This window comes from Methanoregula sp. (assembly GCF_041645475.1).
Lineage (GTDB): Archaea > Halobacteriota > Methanomicrobia > Methanomicrobiales > Methanospirillaceae > Methanoregula.
Window position 1 is genome coordinate 10,975 of the sequence record NZ_JBAZQA010000011.1, and the last position, 18,005, is coordinate 28,979.

The following is an 18,005-nucleotide window of genomic DNA, read 5'->3' on the forward strand; positions in this document are numbered from 1 at the left end:
CGGGAAACGGTCCGTATACCAGCATTGTACGGAAGGGCAAAAGCCGCCAGGATCCGGAAAACTGACTGCCCGTTACGGCTGCATGGTCTTTTCCTGTCGGAACCCTCCTTTGGGCACGGTAATCTCGAACCGTGCGCCATTCCCGTGTTTACCGGTCTCGTGGATGGAGATGCCGGTAATGGCAAGGATCTCCCGTACGAGGAACAGGCCAAAACCGGTGTGCTTGCCAAACCCCTTCTGGAAGATCTTCGGTTTAATGTCAAGGGGAATCCCGACCCCGTTATCCTCAACGTAAATCCTGAGATCTTCATCCTCCGGCTCACAGGAGATCGTGATCCGGGACACCCGCTCCCCGTGCCGGAGTGCATTGTCAAACAGGTTGGCAAAAACTTTTTCGAGCATGGGATCGGCATAGATCTCTGTCATGCCACAGGATGACGAGAAGAGGATCTCTTTTGGCCGGACCCGGGAGAGGACCTCGTTGAGGTTCTGCCAGCAGGGGGCCTGCACGCCCAGCTCCTGGTACATGCCGGTAAACGCGATCTGCCGGGCAATGGTGTCGCTTACAGCGTCAATTTTTGCAAGGAAATCCTTGACAACCGGGTCGGGACCACGGAGAAGCGCAAGCTGTGAATATCCCTGGAGGACGGTGAGCTGGTTCACGACATCGTGCCGCGTGATGCTGTTGAGGAGGTTGAGTTTCTTGTTGGCGCGGCGCAGCGCTTCTTCTCCCTGCTTCCTGTCGGTTATGTCGTGACTTGCAGCAACGTGAACATGCCGCCCTTCCCAGGTAAAAAAGCGCCCGTTGATCTCAACGGGAAAAACCATCCCGTCTTTCTTCCTGTGGTAGCGGAGAGGAATCGAGACACTCCCGGTAACGGACTTTGTTGTAACCTCCCTTGTCTTTTCCGGTTCCGCGGAAAGATCCGTGTTTTTCATGGTGAGCAGCTCTTCGTGGCTGTACCCGTACATTTCTGTTGCTGCTTCGTTGGCTTCAAGCAGCCAGCCGGTCTCGTTATCGATCAGGAATATGGCTTCACTGCCGAGTTCAAAAAGTCCCCGGTATTTCTCCATGCTGTCCCTGAGCGCTTCCTGCGCCTGCCAGCGTTCATCCTCGATAGCAATGGCATTGGCCAGGATAGATAAAAATTCAAGGTCCCGTTCGCCCGGGGAAAACACATCCTGGTATAACACCGAGAGGACCCCATAGTAATCGTTGCCTATCCGGACCGTTTTTCCCACATAGGTTGCAAACGGGAATCGTCCGAGGTCTGCACTGTCTTGTGCAAAGGCTGAATTTCCCATGTCGGTTATCACAACCGGGTTGTCCTTGCCCTGCCGGATTACATCTACAAATATCCGGCTCCCCAGCGAGTCGTCATCAGTAAATCCGTCGGGGAGATTCCAGCTCCCGATGCATTTCCGTCCGCACCGGCTGTCCCGCCGGTAATAGTATGCACAGGTCCCGTGAAGAAGCTCGCCTGCAAGTGCAGTGATCATGTCAATATTTTTTAAGGGATCGGGACCGAAACGGTGAAAAGTCTCATACAAACGGAAAAGCCGGTCCGTATCCTGTTTGCGCTCGGTAATATCCACCTGAACGCTAAGGACGGCCGGAATACCATCATACAGGATCTGTGTAGTGGATGCATCCACCCAGCGCATCTCCCCATCTTTCCTTACGATCCTGACTATCTCGTGAGAGGATCTTTCCTCACGTTTCAGCATCTCCAGACCCCGCTCTTTCACCTTTTCCGAAAACCCGGGATGCACAAATTCCCAGAACGGCATTCCCACCAGTTCTTCCGGAGAATAGCCAGTCAGGATCCCGGCTGCGGGGTTAACGTACAGGATCTTTTGCCGGAAGACAAAAATACTGGCAGTGGTTGTTTCCGAGAGCAGGCGGAAACGGGCCTCGCTTTCCCGGAGTTCCTTCTGGTTCTGTGCAAGGGAATCGAACTGTTCCCTGAGTTCTTCTTCAGCAGCGGCTACCTCTTCGTAAGCAGATCGCAGTTCGTCCTCGGCTTTTTTCCGCGGGGTGATGTCCCGGATCGATTCGATTGCCCCGGTAATCTCTCCCTCTGTATTGTAAAGGGGGCTTGCCTTTCCCATGACAATTATCGGGTGACCACCGGGATGGGGCAGGTCTGTTTCAGCAATGAGAACGTCTTTTTCCCGGATAATGCCGGAATAATGCTCCATTATGTGCTCTTCACTCGCCGATATCAGATCGATGAGAATGGGCCTGCGGTGACCGTAAAACGGAATGGAATACTCGTAATCGCCTTTCCCGAGAATATCTGTTGAGGAAACCCCGGAAAGTCCTTCCATTGCCCGGTTCCAGGCAATCACCTGCCCTTCACGGTTGATAGCAAACGTGGGGTCCGGGAGGAAGTTGATGATATCAAACAGTCGTTTTTCCGATGTCCGCAGATCGCATTCAGCTCTCCGTTTGCCAACTGCCTGGCGCACTTTATGGGCCAGTTCCGTGAACTGGGCTCCGGCATCCCCCCCTTTCTGGAGATAAAAATCAGCCCCGCTGTTGAGGGCCTCGATCACAATCTCCTCCCGGCCCCGACCGGTAAAGAGGATGAACGGGATATCCCCAAAACGGGTGCGGACGATTTTTAAAAGAGTGATCCCGTCCATCTCCGGCATCTGGTAGTCGGCAATGACGGCGTCGTAGTGTTTTGTTTCAAGGAGCCCCGGAACACCGGTTGCAGATTCAAGGATATCTACACTGAACTCCCCTGTCCGTTCCAGAAAAATACGGCAGAGATCGAGAAGAACGGGCTCGTCATCCACGTACAGGACGGAGATCATTCAAGACAATAGGCATCCGATCAGGGATAATCGTTGTGTTTTTTTCGTCGGGCGACAAGGAGAGATTACCTGAATTTTTTATAAAAACCTTTGATGAATGCCCCTCCGCAGGAAAGAGCAGCCTCCATAAACGCATGATGGCATTTCGTTTTTGAGGCGTGTTCCTGATATCGTTTCACTCACGTAAAAAAAATTCCGGAACAGGGAAAAAGAGACTGCGTGCAAATACGATCCATCACATTGGCCGGAAACGCTTGACAACAATATCCGACAGGCCCTTCTTTTTTATCTCGACTTTTATTGTGGTCTCCTTGTACTTGATCTCGTGGATGCCAAACTTCTTTGCTTCGACAAGCCGCTCCAGGGCAAGCAGGTCGGTCCTGTGCATACGCTTGAAATCGTCTCCTTCATAGGTTACTTTCACCATGATTTTCCTCCAAACCTGATATGAAGGACAATGGGCCGGAATCCTTATCAATCTTGTGCGATGCGTGTTCTGACCGCTCCGGACAATCCGGCTACCAAATAACCCCCATATTCCGCGTATTTATAAGGAAAGATTAAATATTGTATCCCAGCATAATCCTATGTGAAGAGTTATGAGCAGGGAGAAGATCAAGGTTCCCGGAAAAGCCTATGAGGAATTAATCGCCCTCCAGCGTGAGATCCATTTCACGCAGGATCACCAGGACACAATCAAAAAGGCTGAAGACCGTGGGTATATGAATGCCGCAAACTGGATCCGGCAGAACGAACAGTCATACAAGATCGGATTCGCATGGGGTTTTGAGTCAACGGGTGACGAGCCGCAGGGAACGCTCCGCGAGATTCCCGTGCGGGAGATGCCGGCTCAGAAGCGGACGATTGTCAAGCCCGAAAAGCAGACAATAGAACCTCGAACCTCGAACCAGGCACGTCCCATGAAGAAGACCTCCTCGGGCTCGAAGGGTGGCTCAAAGAGCAGTGGCGGGTTCTTTGCCGGGATCAAGAGCTGGCTTGCGAAATATTTCTAATCTCTTTTACCGGGAACGATCGTTTCGAACCCGTAATACGAAGATATATTCTTTTTTCTTTAACTGCATTCCTGGAGGGGCAGCCCACGGGTACGGTTATCCATCGGCAGGAATATGCGTAGCGTTTGCCAACATTATTTAGGACTATTACCATGCCACGGGACTTGTCGGAAAAAGATATTGCCATTCTCAAGAAACTTGCACCGGAATGCGGAGACCTCACCTGTTCGGGTTCAGGACATTCCTTCCATTCGATCCTTCCCCCGGTCTCCAACCATTTCTCCGAGGACAGCAATGATTTCATCGGCCGGATCAGCCGGCTCAGCAACGAGGAACTCACGTACATCACGGACATGATACTCAAAGGAGAGGAGAGCATGGGCTGCCTCCCGGTTGAAGATGTCGAGGCACTCGTCCACCTTCTCCACGACCGCCTCTCCCCGGAGCATGCAAAAAAGGTGATTGATGCCTACGAATCCGGCTCCTCCTGCGAACACTGATATCACCACCCCTATTCCGGCATGAAAGACATTGCACCACTCCTGCCCGGGCTTACCGGTGCAACAGCAAAACAACGCATTGCAGCAGCAGAGGCTCTCGGGAAATCCGGCAACCCCGCGGCTGCCGGACCACTCGGTGCGGCACTCAAAGACCGGAGCATACCGGTCCGGGCAGCAGTGGTTCTTGCACTCGGCCGGCTTGACGATTCCGCGGCCGTCCCGTTCCTCGTTCAGGCACTCGAGGATCCTGAACCATCAGTCCGGGCTGCGGCCGTTGCCGGTCTCGGGCGGATTGGGGATCCCGCAGCATCCGTACCCCTGATCGCCTGCTTACAGGACAGGAACCTTGAAGTCAGAATCGGATCAGCGCAGGTGCTGGGCGGGCTTGGAGACCGGCGTGCGCTCGAATCGCTCATGAGGGTGCTTCGCGAAGATCCTTTTTCCGAGGTGCGGGATGCTGCATCCGCAGCAATCAAACGGCTGGAGCGATAAAAGCCGGGCTTTTTGGGGCCGGACCGGCTGCACCCAAAATTTATCACCCCGGCTTGGCAATCTTATGGCAACGGACTGGAGACCGAAGTATGGCAGGACAACATTCCCCCGTAGAATATGTAATCAGGATATTTTCAATCGTGCCGATGATCATGTACATGATCGTGGCAGTCATGCTCACGATCATTGCGATCTTCTCGATCTATGATGCAGCCCAGCTGATCGTCCAGATGATCAACAGCCGGGACTTTGCCAACGGTCTTGTCGGTGTCATCTACGCACTCCTCCTCACCATCACGATCATCGTCCTCTTCGAGACGGTCACGGTTTATTTCAGGACCAAACATGTGGAAGTCCGGGCCCTGCTCATTGCGGGACTCACGGGCATGGTCCGGCACATCCTTGTCTATAATGTCGGAACCGTTGATCCCGCCATGGTCTTTGGCACGGTTGCGCTCCTGGCAGTCCTTATTGCAGGCATCGTTCTTGTCAAACCGGAACAGCTCCCGTAACGTTCACCTTTTTTTGCACGCAGATTATTAGGATGGGATGCACAACTTCCTCACTGGGAAGAATGACCATGCCGGATATCATCGATGCCGGGGACCTGAAGAAGACTTACGGGAGCATCGTCGCTGTAGCCGGCATCCGGTTTACCGTGAAAAAGGGAGAGATCTTCGGTTTCCTCGGGCCCAACGGGGCTGGCAAGACCACGACCATGAAGATGATCACCTGCATCTCTCCCCGCACGGCCGGCTCGCTCAGGGTTTTTGGCCTGGACCCGGATCTGAGCCCTGCAGAGATCAAACAGCGGCTCGGCGTTGTCCCGCAGGAGACAAACCTGGACCCGGATTTCTCCTGCTACGGCAATCTCATCACCTACTCGAGGTATTTCGATATTCCCGAAGCAGCCGCACAGAAAAAAGCCGATGAACTGCTGGAGTTCGTCCAGTTGCAGGAGAAGCGGGATGTGCCGGTCGACAAGCTCTCGGGCGGGATGAAGCGGCGCCTGATCCTGGCCCGGGCGCTCGTCAACAGCCCGGACCTGCTCATTCTCGATGAGCCGACCATCGGGCTCGACCCGCAGGCCCGCCACCTGATCTGGGAGAAACTCAAACTGCTCAAGGCCCAGGGAAATACCATTGTGATGAACACGCATTACCTGGACGAGGCGTCACGGCTTTGCGACCGGCTCGTGATCATGGACAACGGGAAGATCCTGGTGGAGGGTGCCCCGGCTGATCTGGTGCGGGAACATGTCGGGGAGGAGATCGTGGAAGTGGAGAACACTCCCGAGACAGCGGCCTGTCTGAACGGTTCGCAGATCCCGTTCGAGACATTCGGCGACACCATCCAGGTAGCCACCGGGTCCGCCCGCAACGTTGCCCGGCTCCTCTTCGACCGCTGCCAGCCAAAGAACGTGCTCACCCGGCCGGCAACCCTTGAAGACGTATTCCTGAAACTGACCGGGAGGACACTCCGGGAGTGACCATGACATCCGTATTTTCCATACCCGTAATCACACGGCGGGCGGGCAGGGTCTGGTACCGGAACTTCGAAGTTTTCTTAAAGACGTGGAAAGTGAACTTCTTTCCCCCGTTCATTGAGGCCTTCCTTTACCTCTTTGCCATCGGGCTTGGCATCGGGTCGTACGTTGGGGCCATTGACGGGATCCCCTATGTGAACTACATTGCACCGGCTATCCTTGCCATCGCGGTGATGAACTCGGCCTTCTTCGAATGCACGTACGGTTCGTACGTCCGGATGTACTACCAGAAGAGTTTCGATGCCATGATCGCCACACCGCTCTCAATCGAGGACGTGATCGCGGGAGAGATCCTCTGGGGGGCAACCCGGAGCGTGATGTATGTTGCGATCATGCTCCCCGTCCTTGCCGCGTTTGGCGTCATCTCCCTGCCGGCATCCCTCCTTGCCATCCCGCTCGCGTTCCTTGGCGGGCTGATGTTTGCAGGTATCGGGATGTGCTTCACTGCGGTAACGCCCGGGATCGACACGCTCAATTACCCGTCGTTCCTCTTCATCACACCCATGACCCTCTTCTCGGGAACGTTCTTCCCGCTCGCGCTCCTGCCAACAGCGATTCAGTATGCGGCGCTTGTGGTCATGCCCCTCACCCACATCGTTGCGATCATGCGGATGTTCACCATCCCGTCATTCTCGTGGATGCTGTTCCTGCACCTTGTATGGATCATTCTTGTGACGCTCATCGTCTGCGTCCTCTCCATCAACCTGATGAAAAAGCGCCTGATTGTCTGAGCCCCGGAATAAGAGTTATTAATCGCGGGTTATCCGCAGCACGTATAATTGTTCATCCTCAAGGGACTCTTCTGCAACAATAAAAACACGGAAGCCGCTCTTTTTAAAGATTGCAGAGGTTTCGGGAAGGCCGGTTAAGGATGAGATGAGAAGGAGGATCCCCCCTTTGGGAGCAAGAATCCTCCCCGCTTCCGCAGCAAAACGCTCAATTACTTCCCGCCCGGTGATTCCCCCGTCCAGAGCATACTCCAGCCAGTCATCAATCCGCTCCTCCGGCAGCGTAGGGAGGTAGGGGGGATTGAAAAGGATAAGATCGAAAGGTCCCCGGATCCCGGCAGCGAGATCGGTTCTTACAACCTCCACGCCATATCCCCGGGCACAGCAGGCCGCATGGGGATTGATATCCGTTGCAACAACCTCAGCAACCGGGGAGAGGTGCCGGGCAATATGCCCGGACCCGGTCCCGATCTCCAGGACCCGGTCGGAAGGCCGGACTTCGGCCAGTGCGGCCCGGAGGAGGAGGAAGGTATCGGCTTCCGGCTGGTAGACCTGGGCGGGATCGTGGGACATTGTCCCTGAATGGTACGACCGGAGGGGCAAAAAGGGATTGCCTAAAAAGAATCTGCCGGGAGCGCCAGCCCGTCATTCTTATGTAAACCTGCCGGCAGTTTATTACCCTGAAATCATCCCATTACGAGAAAAACGGGCAGGGCACGATCACAGGCCCCAGGATGTACCTGTGAGCCGGAGATACACCGGAAAATTGCGGTACCCGATCCCAGCAGGAATATCAAAAATGGGCTCAATAGATATGTGAAAGAGGAGCGGGAAGACGTGCAGACACAGGTCGATTATGCCCGGAAGGGAACGATTACACCCCAGATGCGAAAGACTGCAAAAGCCGAGGGTATTGACCCGGAACTCCTCTGCGGTCATATTGCGGCAGGCCGGGCCGTGATCATGCAGCGAGGGAAGCGGTTGACCGGTATTGGTAAGGATTGCCGCACCAAGATCAATGTCAACCTGGGTACATCTACGGAAAAAGTGTGCCTTGAGGATGAACTGGAGAAGGCCCGGATCGCAGAAGAGTTTGGCGGCGACACCATCAGCGACCTCTCGATGGGCGGGGACATCACCGCCATCCGGGCAGCAATCCTTGCAGAGACTACCCTTCCGCTCACCACCGTTCCCATTTATCAGAGCGTGGTGGAGCACGGCTTTCGGGATATGACCTCCGGGGATATTCTCGGCATGCTCCGCATGCAGGCAGAGGAGGGCATCAGTTCCTGTGTGATCCACTGCGTCAGCCGTACCATGCTCGATCTGTATAAAAAGAAGAAGCGGATCCTCGGCCTGGTCTCAAAAGGCGGATCGATTACCAGTGCGTTCATACTCAAGAACCAGTGCGAGAACCCCTACATCGAGCACTTCGACGAGGTTCTCTCCATCTGCAAAAAGCACGATATCGTCCTCTCGCTCGGGAACACCGCCCGGAGCGGGTGCATCCATGACCGCAGGGACGCCATGCAGAAGGAGGAGATCCGCGGGAATGCCCTGCTCGCAGCCCGGGCCCATGAGGCAGGAGTGCAGGTCATCATCGAAGGCTGCGGGGGTCATATCCGCAGCGACCGTATACCCCGGTATATCCGGGATTACCGGAAAGCATCCCCATTCCCGCTCTTTGTTGCCGGTCCGCTCCCTACCGACATCGGTGCCGGCTATGACCACATTGCCGGGGCGGTCGGCGGAAGTGTGGCAAGTGCTGCAGGAGCAGATTACCTCTGTTATATCACGCCGGCCGAACACCTCGGGCTTCCGGGACCGGCTGCGGTCAAGGAGGGGCTTATCGCGTTCCGGATAGCCGCCCATATCGGGGATTCTGTCAAATACGGACGGGATGCAGAGGATAAAAACGTGGCACGGCTCCGGGCCACCCTTGACCGCGAAGGGCAGATTCGCTGCTCCATGGACCCCGCAAGGGCCCGGGAACTCTCCGACGGGGACAGGGAATGCACGATGTGCGGGGAGTTCTGCGCAATAAAGATTATGCGGGAGTTCTGATCCTCATACCCCACGTTATTCAGCCGGTTATGGTGTCCGGGAAGATACCGCGACCGGCATTCTCGCGGTACCGCTGGTAGTTCGCGATAACTCCTGCGGTCGAGCTGTTCGCATAACAGTAAGCGCACAGGTGCATGCAGGTGGAATACTGCCCGATATCTTTTGATACTATGCAGCTGCACGCGTTCCGCTGCCCCGGATCCTTAAGGTACCGGGCAGGGATTGGCGAATCCGCGCTCCCGGCAAGTGCCTGCTGGCCACCCGGCCGGAGGAAACCCATCAGCGCAGCATCCTTAAAAAATTCTTCCGTTATCAGGGAATAGCTGATGCATTGTCCTTTCGATATACCATAGGGCGACAGATCGCCATTCTCCCCGCAGGCTGATATCTCCAGACCCCACCGCGTATTGAGAGCGGCAAGACCGGTACAAAATTCCGCACGTTCGCGGTCCGTGAACTCCCGGACACCGGAAAAACCCTGACTCACCAGGTTCCTTTCGACCTTCCGGTACTTTCTGATATCAACAAAACTAAAAACAAGCCTGCGGGTAGAGGGAGCGATCTGGTCACCGACAGACCTGACCTTTTCAAGCAGGTCGCTCACCGTGATCTGATCCGACAGGATCAGGGGATCGAACCGCCAGACAACCCGTCCCTTTCCGATGCGTTTTGAGAGGCGGATAAACGTCCGTATCCGTTCATCAACCGGGGGAATTCGGGGTTCGAGCCCTTCGGCATCGTAATCGTTGAGCGTGTAGAGGAAGTAATAGCCATAGCCTGCCCGGTCAAGGGTGTCAAGGTGCGGCAGGAACGGGGCCGGGTTCTTCGACCAGAAGACAAAGAGCCGGGTTTTTGCATAGGAGACATAGACCGGACTGCCACCAAAAGGGCTCTTCCATTTCACATACCCGGCGTTCAGACGGGCCATGAACCAGTCGCCAAACAAAGCCGGGATATCGGTCGAGCGGCTCGCTGAAACAATGAGCGGGGCAATGGCTTCAACCGTCCTCACCCCCGTTGGGGAATCGGGATTGGCAATTTCCAGCGGGAGGTGTTCCCAGCCATTCCACACCATAATAACTATCCTAAAGATAATTCGAAGGGTTCGTGTAATATAAAAATTAATTCACAACATTTTGCAATGTTTAGATCATTATTTTTATGGTTCATAATTTTATTACAAAGTAATGTGATTATTCAAAAAGATGGATGAGAAAAAAAATTTAATTTAATGCAATTTTAACAGCTGGCAATTTTAATATTAATATTGAAGTTCGTTTTTGCGAGAGAGTTAATAAACAAATTTTTGGATAAACTTCAAACAATTCCCAGAACATTTGTTTAATCCCAATAATTGATCACAGTTTTATTCCAGATTATGATCAGTTTAAATAGTACTTATATACAAATATGTGATCATGGAAAAGATAGACCAAGTTAACAATGACAATTCAAATCATAGATCCCAGGAGAAGGAAAACGTGATGACGGAAAAAACACCAATCAGTACAATTAAGGAAAAAGTGGAGAAAAGGTCCAACCGACCATACCCTGCTCATACACTTGAAGACGCGTTGTGTGTTGCTAGAGCAATTCAAGACAATAACGCCGGTAAACCGATGAAGCGATTATTGTTAGCAGAGGCAGTTGGACGAACACCAGGAAGTTCAGAGTATCGACTGCTACTTAGTTCGTCATTTAAATATGGATTAACAACAGGAAATGAAAAATCTGAATATATTGAAATGACGCCATTAGGCATTTCAATTATCAAGCCAACAAGTGATCAAGAAAGACAGACTTCATATAATAAAGCCACATTAAATCCTGAATTCTTCAAAAGAGTGTACGATCATTATAATGAAAATAAATTACCAAGTGAAACTTTCCTGAAAAATACTATCGAGAGAGAATTCGGGTTATCAAGGGAATGGTTAGATGATTTCTTAAAAATTTTTATCGCAAACGGTAGATCTTCAGGGATCATACGAGATATTTCAGGATCACCCTATGTGATGATAGATGCTATTAATCACATCTCTGTTGACCAGACTAAACAAGATCAAAAATCTGAAGATAAAACATCTCAAACTTCAACCGGCGAAACTAAAAAAGACACTCCCCCAGAGGATAATGTAGACAACAAACAAAATGAACAGGATTTTGAAAAATTCCAGTCACAAGATAATACCCTGAAACCTAGAATTTTTATTTCGCATAGCAATAATCAGGAGATCGTTGAACAAATAAAAACGATGCTAGAATTAGCCGACATTGAATATGAAATCGCTGAAGAGGAAGAATCTGCTGCGATCCCAGTGACGGAAAAAGTATTATCTGCGATGCGAAGATGTAATGCAGCGGTAATATGCGTTACAGCGGATGAAAAAGAGAAGAGAGAGGATAGAACCCAAGGAATCAATCAAAATGTGTTAATTGAGATTGGTGCTGCATTCGTTCTTTACGATAAAAAAGTTGTATTAGTTTGGGACAAGGTTGTTGCAATACCTTCCAACCTTCAAGGATTATATCGATGTGAATTTTCTGGGAATGAATTATCTTGGACAACTGGGATGAAATTGATGAAAGCCGTTAGCAAATTTAAAGGAAAGTCTAACGAGAACTGATCCTTTTTTACTCGATATTTGCAATCGTTGCAAAATCCTCAAGGTACAGGGCTTCCGGACGGCTCTGGAGGATCTCGGGGGGCAGTTCCTGTAACACCCGCTCCACCCAGGCGGCAGGAAGCATGCTGCCCACAGAACCTTTCAGACAGTTTCTCACGGTCTTTCTCCGGTGGGAGAAGAGCGCCCGGACCACATCGGCATACAGCCTGCGATCGTTGATAAAGAAGATAGGATCCCGGGGAAAGATCTTGACGACCGTTGAGTTGACCTCTGGCCGTGGCGAGAAGCTCTGGGGAGGGAGCTTAAAACAGGTCTGGACTGCGGCGTAGGTCTGGACCATGATGGAGAGCCGGCCGCAGTCCTTGGTTCCTGCACGGGCAACCATCCGGTCGGCAAACTCGGTCTGGTACATCAGTACCGCCACTTCAAACCCGATATCGAGCAGCCGGAACGTGATCTTTGAGGATGCAGAGTAGGGAAGGTTGGAAACAGAGATCTCGAAGGGGGGGATAGGACACCGGGTCGCATCCCCCTGCTGGAGGGTCAACTGTCCGGAAGCTAACTCTTCAGAAAAAATAACGGCCAGCTCTTCGCAGAGCCTGCCATCGAGTTCAATTGCATGAACCTTTGCCCCCCGGTCGAGCAGGGCCCTTGTGAGAGCTCCGTTGCCCGGCCCGATCTCAAGCACCTTCCTCCCCTTCACTTCAGCAAGATCAGCAATACGCTCAATCGCGTGCTGGTCTATGAGGAAATGCTGGTCGTTGTGCGCTTTCATTTCGAGGTGAAGACGTGGTACTTGACGTCCTTGTCCTGGAGTTCCTCAAGAATCCGGGCCTGGATCATCCTCTCCGGGTGGGGGATGGACTTGATCCGTGCAGAGATATCTGCCAGACTCGCAAACGGTTTCTTGTTGCGCTCTTCGAGAATCTCCCACATCAGTTTCTTGCCGATCCCCGGGAGGAGATGGAGCATGTGGAGCTTGGGTGTGATCGAGATGGCCTTGTTGAAGAACGCGACAAAATCCGGTTCCCGCTCTTTTACCACCAGTTCGATAACGAACGGCAGTTCACCACGGGCGGTCGGGGTCAGTTCCTCGTACCCGACACGGCGTTTGACACGTTCGACTTTCTGCCGCTCGGCATCCCCGATGTAGACCTTCTCCTGGATCTCCATCTGGACACCGGCTTTGGGCACAAGCTCAAGCAGTTTGAACTGTTCGACACCCATCGCCTGAACGATCGGTTCTCTCTTAAAAGGGGGGCGGGGGTCGTCGGGGTGCCCTTTGAGGAGCACATCGAGTACGATCGCATTTACCTCTTTTTTCTCCGCCTTCATCACTTCCACACCTCAGAAGCGTGTCATTACTGTTTCGATAATCTTATCGAGTTCCTCGGGCGAGAGCGTGTACCGCTCTTTTGCAAAGATAGCCCGTACTTCATCACGGGTTTTTGGCATGATGTTTGCAATACGGTAGGCAATCTCCGGCTTCATCTTCTCCATCTTGATGAGATCGGAGACAAGTGCCTCTGCTTTTTCAGGTGTTGTCTTTGCAAGCTGATTGGCATGCTCGATGCTGCGCCGGAACTCGTAGGACATCTCCTTTTCGGCGGCAATCCGTTCAGATTCCACACCTAAAAGTACGCCACGCATCTCCGGAAGCGTGACCTTCTCTTCGCTAATTATACCCTTAACTTTCATGCCAATAACCTGACAGTGAATTTACTTTTGTGCTTTTAGATGTTGTGGTCTGGCAATGACGATCTTGTCAGCATTGCCGTCACGGATGGTGAGCATCCATGCACGCCCGCGCTGACCGAGAACGGTTCCTGTCAGTCCGTGGAAACGGCGGTGGGGCATGCCCTTCTGGACGCTGGGATTGCAGACAATGTGAACCCGGTCCCCGACCTCGAATCTCTGGATGACGCAGGTGCACGGGGGCAGCCCGCGTTCCCGTAAATCTTTCTTGAATTTATACCGTGTTTTCTTTCTTGGACCATTGTGGTGTGCCATTGTTTATTCTCCCTCCTGTGCTCCTTCAACCTGTGTAACGTCGAGGCTGGTGACGTGAGCCGCTCTTTGCAGGATCTCGGCAAGACTCGGACTCGTTCTGCCGGTGTCCCCGGATACGAGTTCTTTTATGTAGAGGCCGGCTTCACCCAGGACTTCAACAATGAAGTTGCCGTCCTGTTCCCCTACACACTCGATATCGAGGACTTTTCGCTCCCGGACCTTGTCGGCTCTCCGGTGAGCGACCCTTTCGGGCGTGCGCTGGTATATTGTGGCGCCCTGCAAGGTTTTTACGGCTTTTGCGAACTCATCCGCAGGTAATTCGCCTTCAACCTCGACCAGGATCCTGTATTTTTTATGCGCTTTGTTTGATTTAAGGGTTTCCACCTCTGCCCGGTCGGCCCAGCGTTTTATCGCAACGGAGACACGCCCGTCAGCGGTACGGTTGATCTCGTTTTCCAGTTCCGCAAGGTCGATGGAGCGTTTCTTTGGCGAGACCACTTCGAGAATAAAGGGACGGCCGGTTCCCACCATCCGGGCGTCGATATCCTCCCTGCCCGCGCCATGCAGCACGGCGTTGTCGGCATCGAACATCTCAATAACCGGCCGGCCGATCAGTTCCTCGACAGAGTCGAGGTACTGGGCCCCGGTGAAGTTGCATTTCTCGCAGCCCGCACCCCTGCAGGCCCGGCAGTCCCAGTGGGTCTGGGGGATACCCCGCTCGAACTTCTGGTAGCGGCCGTAGAAGAAGGCCGAGTTGATCTGGACCTCGACCGTTCCTTTCGCGGCATCAAGGATGAGAACCAGTTCCGGCTTCTTGAAATCCACGAGCTTGCCTATCCGGGCAGAGACCGCTTTTCCCACTTCCCGGTTCACTTCGGATTTGAAGGGTTCGGGCTCGGCAAGCGAGAGATCGCTCCAGACCATCTCCTCGTTCTCGGCAATCAGGGGAGGGACGCGGCAGCCCACGAGGAGCGTTGAGAACTCAATACCCTTCGTGGCTTCGATCACCCGGTCAGCCCACAGCGAAACATCATCGAAGAAATTTCCGCAGACCCAGCAGGTGCCGGTGAATTTTTTGTACGGCTGGTTCTCGGCAATCGCAAGCGCGATCTTAAGGCCGCGTCCCCGTTCATCGTTCGAGAGCCCGTGGGAGCGTTTGCCAAAGAACCGCCCGAGGCAGTGATCGCAGCACTCGCCATAGGCAAGGATAGCCTTTACCTGTTCTTGTAGTTCCATAATCAGCAACTTCTCCTGTCCAGTTCATTGTGCAGGACGGTTATGGTATGATCCGCGTGGAGGCACTTTGGCCCCACCGAGTATCGCGGGCAGTTCCGGATAAGCTCTTCCTCGCTCTCCGTAAAATTCAGATGGTCGGAGAGGAGGAATGCATCCGGAAGATCTGCAGATCCCCGCACATCCGTTCCTTTCTCATCGAGTACCGCAAAGCGGTGCTCAGCAAGGAGCCGCTCGAGTCCCCCCTTCCGGATAAATACTCCCTGGGCCGCTTCGCGAAACTCGTTTCCGCAGGGAACATCGATGACCTTCTTTATGAGCGCCCCCGCACTCCGCTCATCCGGTGATAGGGAACAGACGGTTGCACCGGAGAACTTCACGGTCTTCGGTGCTTTCGGTTCCCCGCAGAGGACAAGGTAACAGTCCACATCCCTGCGAAGATCGTGCGAGAGGAAGAGCGAGGCGTTCACGCACCGGCAGAGGACATCCATACGTCCGCCGCTGCCCGGCAGGTCATTGAGCGAAAATCCCCCGTCCGTCCGGGCAAGGTGCCCGACAATCGCAAACGCAGTCATTTACTGCATTCCCGAGAAACGCTTCATTAAGCGCTGCATGTTGAATTTTCCGCCGCTTGCACCCCGCAGCCCCTTGAGCGTGCGCTGCATCATCTTGTAATACTTGATAAGTTCGCGGACTTCATCTGGCGTGGCACCGGCCCCCTGGGCTATCCGCTGCATGCGGGAGCTGTTGATGAGCGCCGGGTCATCCAGTTCACCGGGGGTCATCGAGTCCATGATGATCCGGTACCGGACCATCTTGGTGCTGGTGACATCGTACACACCTTCAGGCAGCTGCATGTTCCCGAGCGGGAGCATGCCCATGATCTGTTTCAGGGGGCCCATCTTGTTGAGGGCCTCAAGCTGCTTGTACATGTCACGGAGGGTGAACTTGCCCTTCATCATGGCGTTGACGTCCATGTCGTCAACTTTCATGGCCTCGGTTGCCTTCTCCATGAGGGCTTTTAAATCCCCCATACCGAGAAGCCGTGAGATGAACCCGTCGGCATCGAACCGCTCGAGATCCTCGATAGTCTCACCATTACCGATAAAGGCAATCCCGCTCTTGGTCTCGGCAACCGCAGATATTGCGCCACCGCCTTTTGCGGTACCGTCCATCTTGGTGATGATGACACCGTCAATTCCGATAGCCTCGTGGAAGCGCTTTGCCTGTTCGCTCGCCTGTTGCCCGAGGGCAGCATCGATAACAAGCCAGCGGTGGGTTGCTTTTGTCAGCTGGTTGAGCTCGATTATCTCATTTATGAGATCCGCTTCGAGCGCATGCCTTCCCTGGGTATCAACGATGATGAGTTCCTGATCCTTCAGGGCAACAAGCCCCTCGCGGGTAATCTTTATCGCATCCTTCTCCAGAGGGTTGCCAAAGCAGGGAACATGGATCTTGGTACAGAGGGTCGAGATCTGGTCGAAAGCTCCGGGCCGGAACGTATCGGCACAGATGACGCCGACCTTCATCCCTTTCTTCTGGAAGTAGCGGGCGAGCTTTCCCGTTGTCGTGGTCTTGCCGCTCCCCTGGAGACCCGCCATGAGGATAGTCTGGGGTTCCAGCCGGACATCCGTTGAGGCCCAGACAAGCCGGACCAGTTCCTGGTACACAATCCGGAGCACATGCTCGCGGACATTCATCCCCTTTGGGGGTTCCTCGTCAAGGGAGCGGGTGCGGATCGCTTTGGAGAGCTCCATGACGAGCTTGACATTGACATCGGCAGAAATCAGGGCCCGCTGGAGATCCTTGACCAGTTCATCGACCGCTGCCCGGTCAACTACGGTTTTACCGGCCAGTTTCTTGAGCGCATCTTTCAGAGATGAGGAAAGTCCGTCGAGCATCAGGAATCACCGTCCAGGAGTTCGTCCACTACTTTTGCCGGTTCAAAGGGGATAATGTCATCGTACGACTGGCCCACCCCAAGAAACATGAGCGGTTTGCCGATGGTGTGGGCAATCGAGATGGCAGCTCCGCCCCGGGAGTCCATATCCGCTTTTGTGAGGACGACTGCATCCGCCCCAACGGTCTTGTCGAACTCGAAAGCCCGGGTCACAGCATCGTTACCGGCAACCGCTTCGTCAACGTACACCACGAGATCGGGTTTCATCACCCGTTTTATCTTCTCGAGCTGGCTCATCAGGTTTGCCTTGTTGTGGAACCGTCCGGCAGTATCGGCGAGGACAACATCGAGTTTATGGGAAACTGCGTACTGCACCGCATCGAAAAGGACGGCTGACGGATCGGCACCTTCCTGGTGCTGGATGACCTTGATCCCGAGGCGTTCGGCATGCACACTGATCTGCTCAATGGCCCCGGCCCGGTAGGTGTCACCGGCCCCTATGACCACAGTCAGCCCCTGCTTTTTCAGGTAGGAGCCAATCTTGGCCACCGTGGTGGTCTTGCCGGTTCCGTTGACACCGGTGAAGAGGATCTTCACGGGTTTGGGGTGATTGCGGATATACCCGGTGAGATCGAAACCGTTCCCGAGCACTTCGAGGAGTGCTGTCCTGAGGGCACTCACAACGAGGTGATCCACGGACTCCCCGATCTTCCGGTGTTTTCCCACGAGCCCTTTCCTCACATGCGATATGATGGCATCTGTTGCCGGCAGGGCTACGTCGCTCTCAAGGAGCGTCATCTCCAGTTCATCAAGGGCCTCGGTCACATCCTTTTCTGATACGATCAGTTCCCGGTCCTTGATGAGGACTTTGACCTTCTCGACAAAAGAGGGCTTTGTCCCGGCAGAGGGCTGCTCTGCGGTTACCGACGATTCAGGGGTTGCTTTAGCCAGGGCTCCTGAAGGATCAGGGGATTCTGGTTTTTCTGCAGCTGCCTGAATACTCCCGCTCAGCCGGTTCCGTGCAGCCTGCAGTTTCTCGCGAAGACCCCCAAACATAAGGAGTGCGGCC

20 protein-coding genes are annotated in these 18,005 nt (G+C 53.8%); 8 read left to right on the forward strand and 12 right to left on the reverse strand.

The features are described from left to right. Nucleotides 1-72: 72 nt before the first annotated feature. Nucleotides 73-2,823 (reverse strand): PAS domain S-box protein, encoded by a 2,751-nt coding sequence (locus WC598_RS09655; RefSeq protein ID WP_372961287.1) that lies wholly within the window; start codon nt 2,821-2,823, stop codon nt 73-75. 235 nt (nt 2,824-3,058) lie between these two features. Continuing rightward, nucleotides 3,059-3,250: a hypothetical protein gene (locus WC598_RS09660; protein WP_372961288.1), complete on the reverse strand. Its 192-nt coding sequence runs from the start codon at nt 3,248-3,250 to the stop codon at nt 3,059-3,061. 172 nt (nt 3,251-3,422) lie between these two features. Between WC598_RS09660 and WC598_RS09665 the strand changes: the two genes are divergently transcribed. The 6 genes from WC598_RS09665 (at nt 3,423) to WC598_RS09690 (ending at nt 7,105) form a co-directional block, all read left to right on the forward strand. After that, nucleotides 3,423-3,836 carry a hypothetical protein gene (locus WC598_RS09665; RefSeq protein ID WP_372961289.1) on the forward strand — a complete coding sequence of 138 codons (414 nt, stop codon included), beginning with the start codon at nt 3,423-3,425 and terminating at the stop codon, nt 3,834-3,836. A gap of 125 nt (nt 3,837-3,961) precedes the next feature. Continuing rightward, nucleotides 3,962-4,336, forward strand: a complete 375-nt coding sequence (locus tag WC598_RS09670; protein WP_372961290.1) for a hypothetical protein — start codon at nt 3,962-3,964, stop codon at nt 4,334-4,336. A 21-nt stretch (nt 4,337-4,357) separates the two neighbouring features. Beyond that, nucleotides 4,358-4,828 carry a HEAT repeat domain-containing protein gene (locus WC598_RS09675; RefSeq protein ID WP_372961291.1) on the forward strand — a complete coding sequence of 157 codons (471 nt, stop codon included), beginning with the start codon at nt 4,358-4,360 and terminating at the stop codon, nt 4,826-4,828. Between the two features lie 89 nt (nt 4,829-4,917). Next, complete coding sequence (locus tag WC598_RS09680) at nt 4,918-5,340, forward strand: phosphate-starvation-inducible PsiE family protein (RefSeq protein WP_372961292.1); 423 nt, start codon at nt 4,918-4,920, stop codon at nt 5,338-5,340. A gap of 32 nt (nt 5,341-5,372) precedes the next feature. Further along, the gene (locus WC598_RS09685; RefSeq protein WP_372961293.1) at nt 5,373-6,317 is read left to right on the forward strand and encodes an ABC transporter ATP-binding protein; all 945 of its coding nucleotides are present in this window, start codon (nt 5,373-5,375) and stop codon (nt 6,315-6,317) included. A gap of 2 nt (nt 6,318-6,319) precedes the next feature. Continuing rightward, the gene (locus WC598_RS09690) at nt 6,320-7,105 is read left to right on the forward strand and encodes an ABC transporter permease (protein WP_372961294.1); all 786 of its coding nucleotides are present in this window, start codon (nt 6,320-6,322) and stop codon (nt 7,103-7,105) included. An 18-nt stretch (nt 7,106-7,123) separates the two neighbouring features. Here the strand turns inward: WC598_RS09690 and WC598_RS09695 are convergent, their stop codons facing one another. Next, complete coding sequence (locus WC598_RS09695; RefSeq protein ID WP_372961295.1) at nt 7,124-7,675, reverse strand: HemK2/MTQ2 family protein methyltransferase; 552 nt, start codon at nt 7,673-7,675, stop codon at nt 7,124-7,126. A 264-nt stretch (nt 7,676-7,939) separates the two neighbouring features. Here WC598_RS09695 and thiC point away from each other — a divergent pair, with 264 nt between their 5' ends. Continuing rightward, complete coding sequence (thiC, locus tag WC598_RS09700) at nt 7,940-9,166, forward strand: phosphomethylpyrimidine synthase ThiC (RefSeq protein ID WP_372961296.1); 1,227 nt, start codon at nt 7,940-7,942, stop codon at nt 9,164-9,166. A gap of 19 nt (nt 9,167-9,185) precedes the next feature. Here the strand turns inward: thiC and WC598_RS09705 are convergent, their stop codons facing one another. Further along, the gene (locus WC598_RS09705) at nt 9,186-10,241 is read right to left on the reverse strand and encodes a DUF1848 domain-containing protein (protein ID WP_372961297.1); all 1,056 of its coding nucleotides are present in this window, start codon (nt 10,239-10,241) and stop codon (nt 9,186-9,188) included. A 343-nt stretch (nt 10,242-10,584) separates the two neighbouring features. Here WC598_RS09705 and WC598_RS09710 point away from each other — a divergent pair, with 343 nt between their 5' ends. Continuing rightward, complete coding sequence (locus tag WC598_RS09710; RefSeq protein ID WP_372961298.1) at nt 10,585-11,793, forward strand: TIR domain-containing protein; 1,209 nt, start codon at nt 10,585-10,587, stop codon at nt 11,791-11,793. Nucleotides 11,794-11,800: 7 nt separating this feature from the next. On the opposite strand, the gene rsmA is transcribed toward WC598_RS09710, so the two are convergent. From rsmA to ftsY, 8 genes are read right to left on the reverse strand one after another with little or no spacing between them, the layout of a single operon-like run. Beyond that, the gene (gene rsmA / locus WC598_RS09715) at nt 11,801-12,568 is read right to left on the reverse strand and encodes a 16S rRNA (adenine(1518)-N(6)/adenine(1519)-N(6))-dimethyltransferase RsmA (RefSeq protein ID WP_372961299.1); all 768 of its coding nucleotides are present in this window, start codon (nt 12,566-12,568) and stop codon (nt 11,801-11,803) included. Next, nucleotides 12,565-13,128, reverse strand: a complete 564-nt coding sequence (locus WC598_RS09720; protein ID WP_372961300.1) for a DUF655 domain-containing protein — start codon at nt 13,126-13,128, stop codon at nt 12,565-12,567. The genes rsmA and WC598_RS09720 overlap by 4 nt, the downstream gene beginning before the upstream one ends. A 12-nt stretch (nt 13,129-13,140) precedes the next feature. After that, complete coding sequence (locus tag WC598_RS09725) at nt 13,141-13,491, reverse strand: RNA polymerase Rpb4 family protein (RefSeq protein ID WP_372961301.1); 351 nt, start codon at nt 13,489-13,491, stop codon at nt 13,141-13,143. 21 nt (nt 13,492-13,512) lie between these two features. Further along, nucleotides 13,513-13,803 carry a 50S ribosomal protein L21e gene (locus WC598_RS09730; RefSeq protein ID WP_372961302.1) on the reverse strand — a complete coding sequence of 97 codons (291 nt, stop codon included), beginning with the start codon at nt 13,801-13,803 and terminating at the stop codon, nt 13,513-13,515. A gap of 3 nt (nt 13,804-13,806) precedes the next feature. Then, nucleotides 13,807-15,039 carry a tRNA pseudouridine(54/55) synthase Pus10 gene (locus WC598_RS09735; protein ID WP_372961303.1) on the reverse strand — a complete coding sequence of 411 codons (1,233 nt, stop codon included), beginning with the start codon at nt 15,037-15,039 and terminating at the stop codon, nt 13,807-13,809. A gap of 2 nt (nt 15,040-15,041) precedes the next feature. Then, complete coding sequence (gene trmY, locus WC598_RS09740; protein ID WP_372961304.1) at nt 15,042-15,611, reverse strand: tRNA (pseudouridine(54)-N(1))-methyltransferase TrmY; 570 nt, start codon at nt 15,609-15,611, stop codon at nt 15,042-15,044. Next, nucleotides 15,612-16,937 (reverse strand): signal recognition particle protein Srp54, encoded by a 1,326-nt coding sequence (locus WC598_RS09745; RefSeq protein WP_372961305.1) that lies wholly within the window; start codon nt 16,935-16,937, stop codon nt 15,612-15,614. After that, the gene (gene ftsY / locus WC598_RS09750; RefSeq protein WP_372961306.1) at nt 16,937-17,992 is read right to left on the reverse strand and encodes a signal recognition particle-docking protein FtsY; all 1,056 of its coding nucleotides are present in this window, start codon (nt 17,990-17,992) and stop codon (nt 16,937-16,939) included. The genes WC598_RS09745 and ftsY overlap by 1 nt, the downstream gene beginning before the upstream one ends. Nucleotides 17,993-18,005: the final 13 nt, after the last annotated feature.

What these genes read in the sequence shown, in the direction of transcription:
- WC598_RS09685 (WP_372961293.1), top strand. Translation starts at nt 5,373, where the DNA reads ATGGGATGCACAACTTCCTCACTGGGAAGAATGACCATGCCGGATATC.
- WC598_RS09675 (WP_372961291.1), top strand. Translation starts at nt 4,358, where the DNA reads ATGAAAGACATTGCACCACTCCTGCCCGGGCTTACCGGTGCAACAGCA.
- trmY (WP_372961304.1), bottom strand. Translation starts at nt 15,611, where the DNA reads ATGACTGCGTTTGCGATTGTCGGGCACCTTGCCCGGACGGACGGGGGA.
- WC598_RS09735 (WP_372961303.1), bottom strand. Translation starts at nt 15,039, where the DNA reads ATGGAACTACAAGAACAGGTAAAGGCTATCCTTGCCTATGGCGAGTGC.
- WC598_RS09660 (WP_372961288.1), bottom strand. Translation starts at nt 3,250, where the DNA reads ATGGTGAAAGTAACCTATGAAGGAGACGATTTCAAGCGTATGCACAGG.
- WC598_RS09705 (WP_372961297.1), bottom strand. Translation starts at nt 10,241, where the DNA reads ATGGTGTGGAATGGCTGGGAACACCTCCCGCTGGAAATTGCCAATCCC.
- ftsY (WP_372961306.1), bottom strand. Translation starts at nt 17,992, where the DNA reads ATGTTTGGGGGTCTTCGCGAGAAACTGCAGGCTGCACGGAACCGGCTG.
- WC598_RS09680 (WP_372961292.1), top strand. Translation starts at nt 4,918, where the DNA reads ATGGCAGGACAACATTCCCCCGTAGAATATGTAATCAGGATATTTTCA.
- WC598_RS09665 (WP_372961289.1), top strand. Translation starts at nt 3,423, where the DNA reads ATGAGCAGGGAGAAGATCAAGGTTCCCGGAAAAGCCTATGAGGAATTA.
- WC598_RS09745 (WP_372961305.1), bottom strand. Translation starts at nt 16,937, where the DNA reads ATGCTCGACGGACTTTCCTCATCTCTGAAAGATGCGCTCAAGAAACTG.
- WC598_RS09655 (WP_372961287.1), bottom strand. Translation starts at nt 2,823, where the DNA reads ATGATCTCCGTCCTGTACGTGGATGACGAGCCCGTTCTTCTCGATCTC.
- WC598_RS09710 (WP_372961298.1), top strand. Translation starts at nt 10,585, where the DNA reads ATGGAAAAGATAGACCAAGTTAACAATGACAATTCAAATCATAGATCC.
- WC598_RS09730 (WP_372961302.1), bottom strand. Translation starts at nt 13,803, where the DNA reads ATGGCACACCACAATGGTCCAAGAAAGAAAACACGGTATAAATTCAAG.
- WC598_RS09695 (WP_372961295.1), bottom strand. Translation starts at nt 7,675, where the DNA reads ATGTCCCACGATCCCGCCCAGGTCTACCAGCCGGAAGCCGATACCTTC.
- WC598_RS09725 (WP_372961301.1), bottom strand. Translation starts at nt 13,491, where the DNA reads ATGAAAGTTAAGGGTATAATTAGCGAAGAGAAGGTCACGCTTCCGGAG.
- WC598_RS09720 (WP_372961300.1), bottom strand. Translation starts at nt 13,128, where the DNA reads ATGAAGGCGGAGAAAAAAGAGGTAAATGCGATCGTACTCGATGTGCTC.
- rsmA (WP_372961299.1), bottom strand. Translation starts at nt 12,568, where the DNA reads ATGAAAGCGCACAACGACCAGCATTTCCTCATAGACCAGCACGCGATT.
- WC598_RS09690 (WP_372961294.1), top strand. Translation starts at nt 6,320, where the DNA reads ATGACATCCGTATTTTCCATACCCGTAATCACACGGCGGGCGGGCAGG.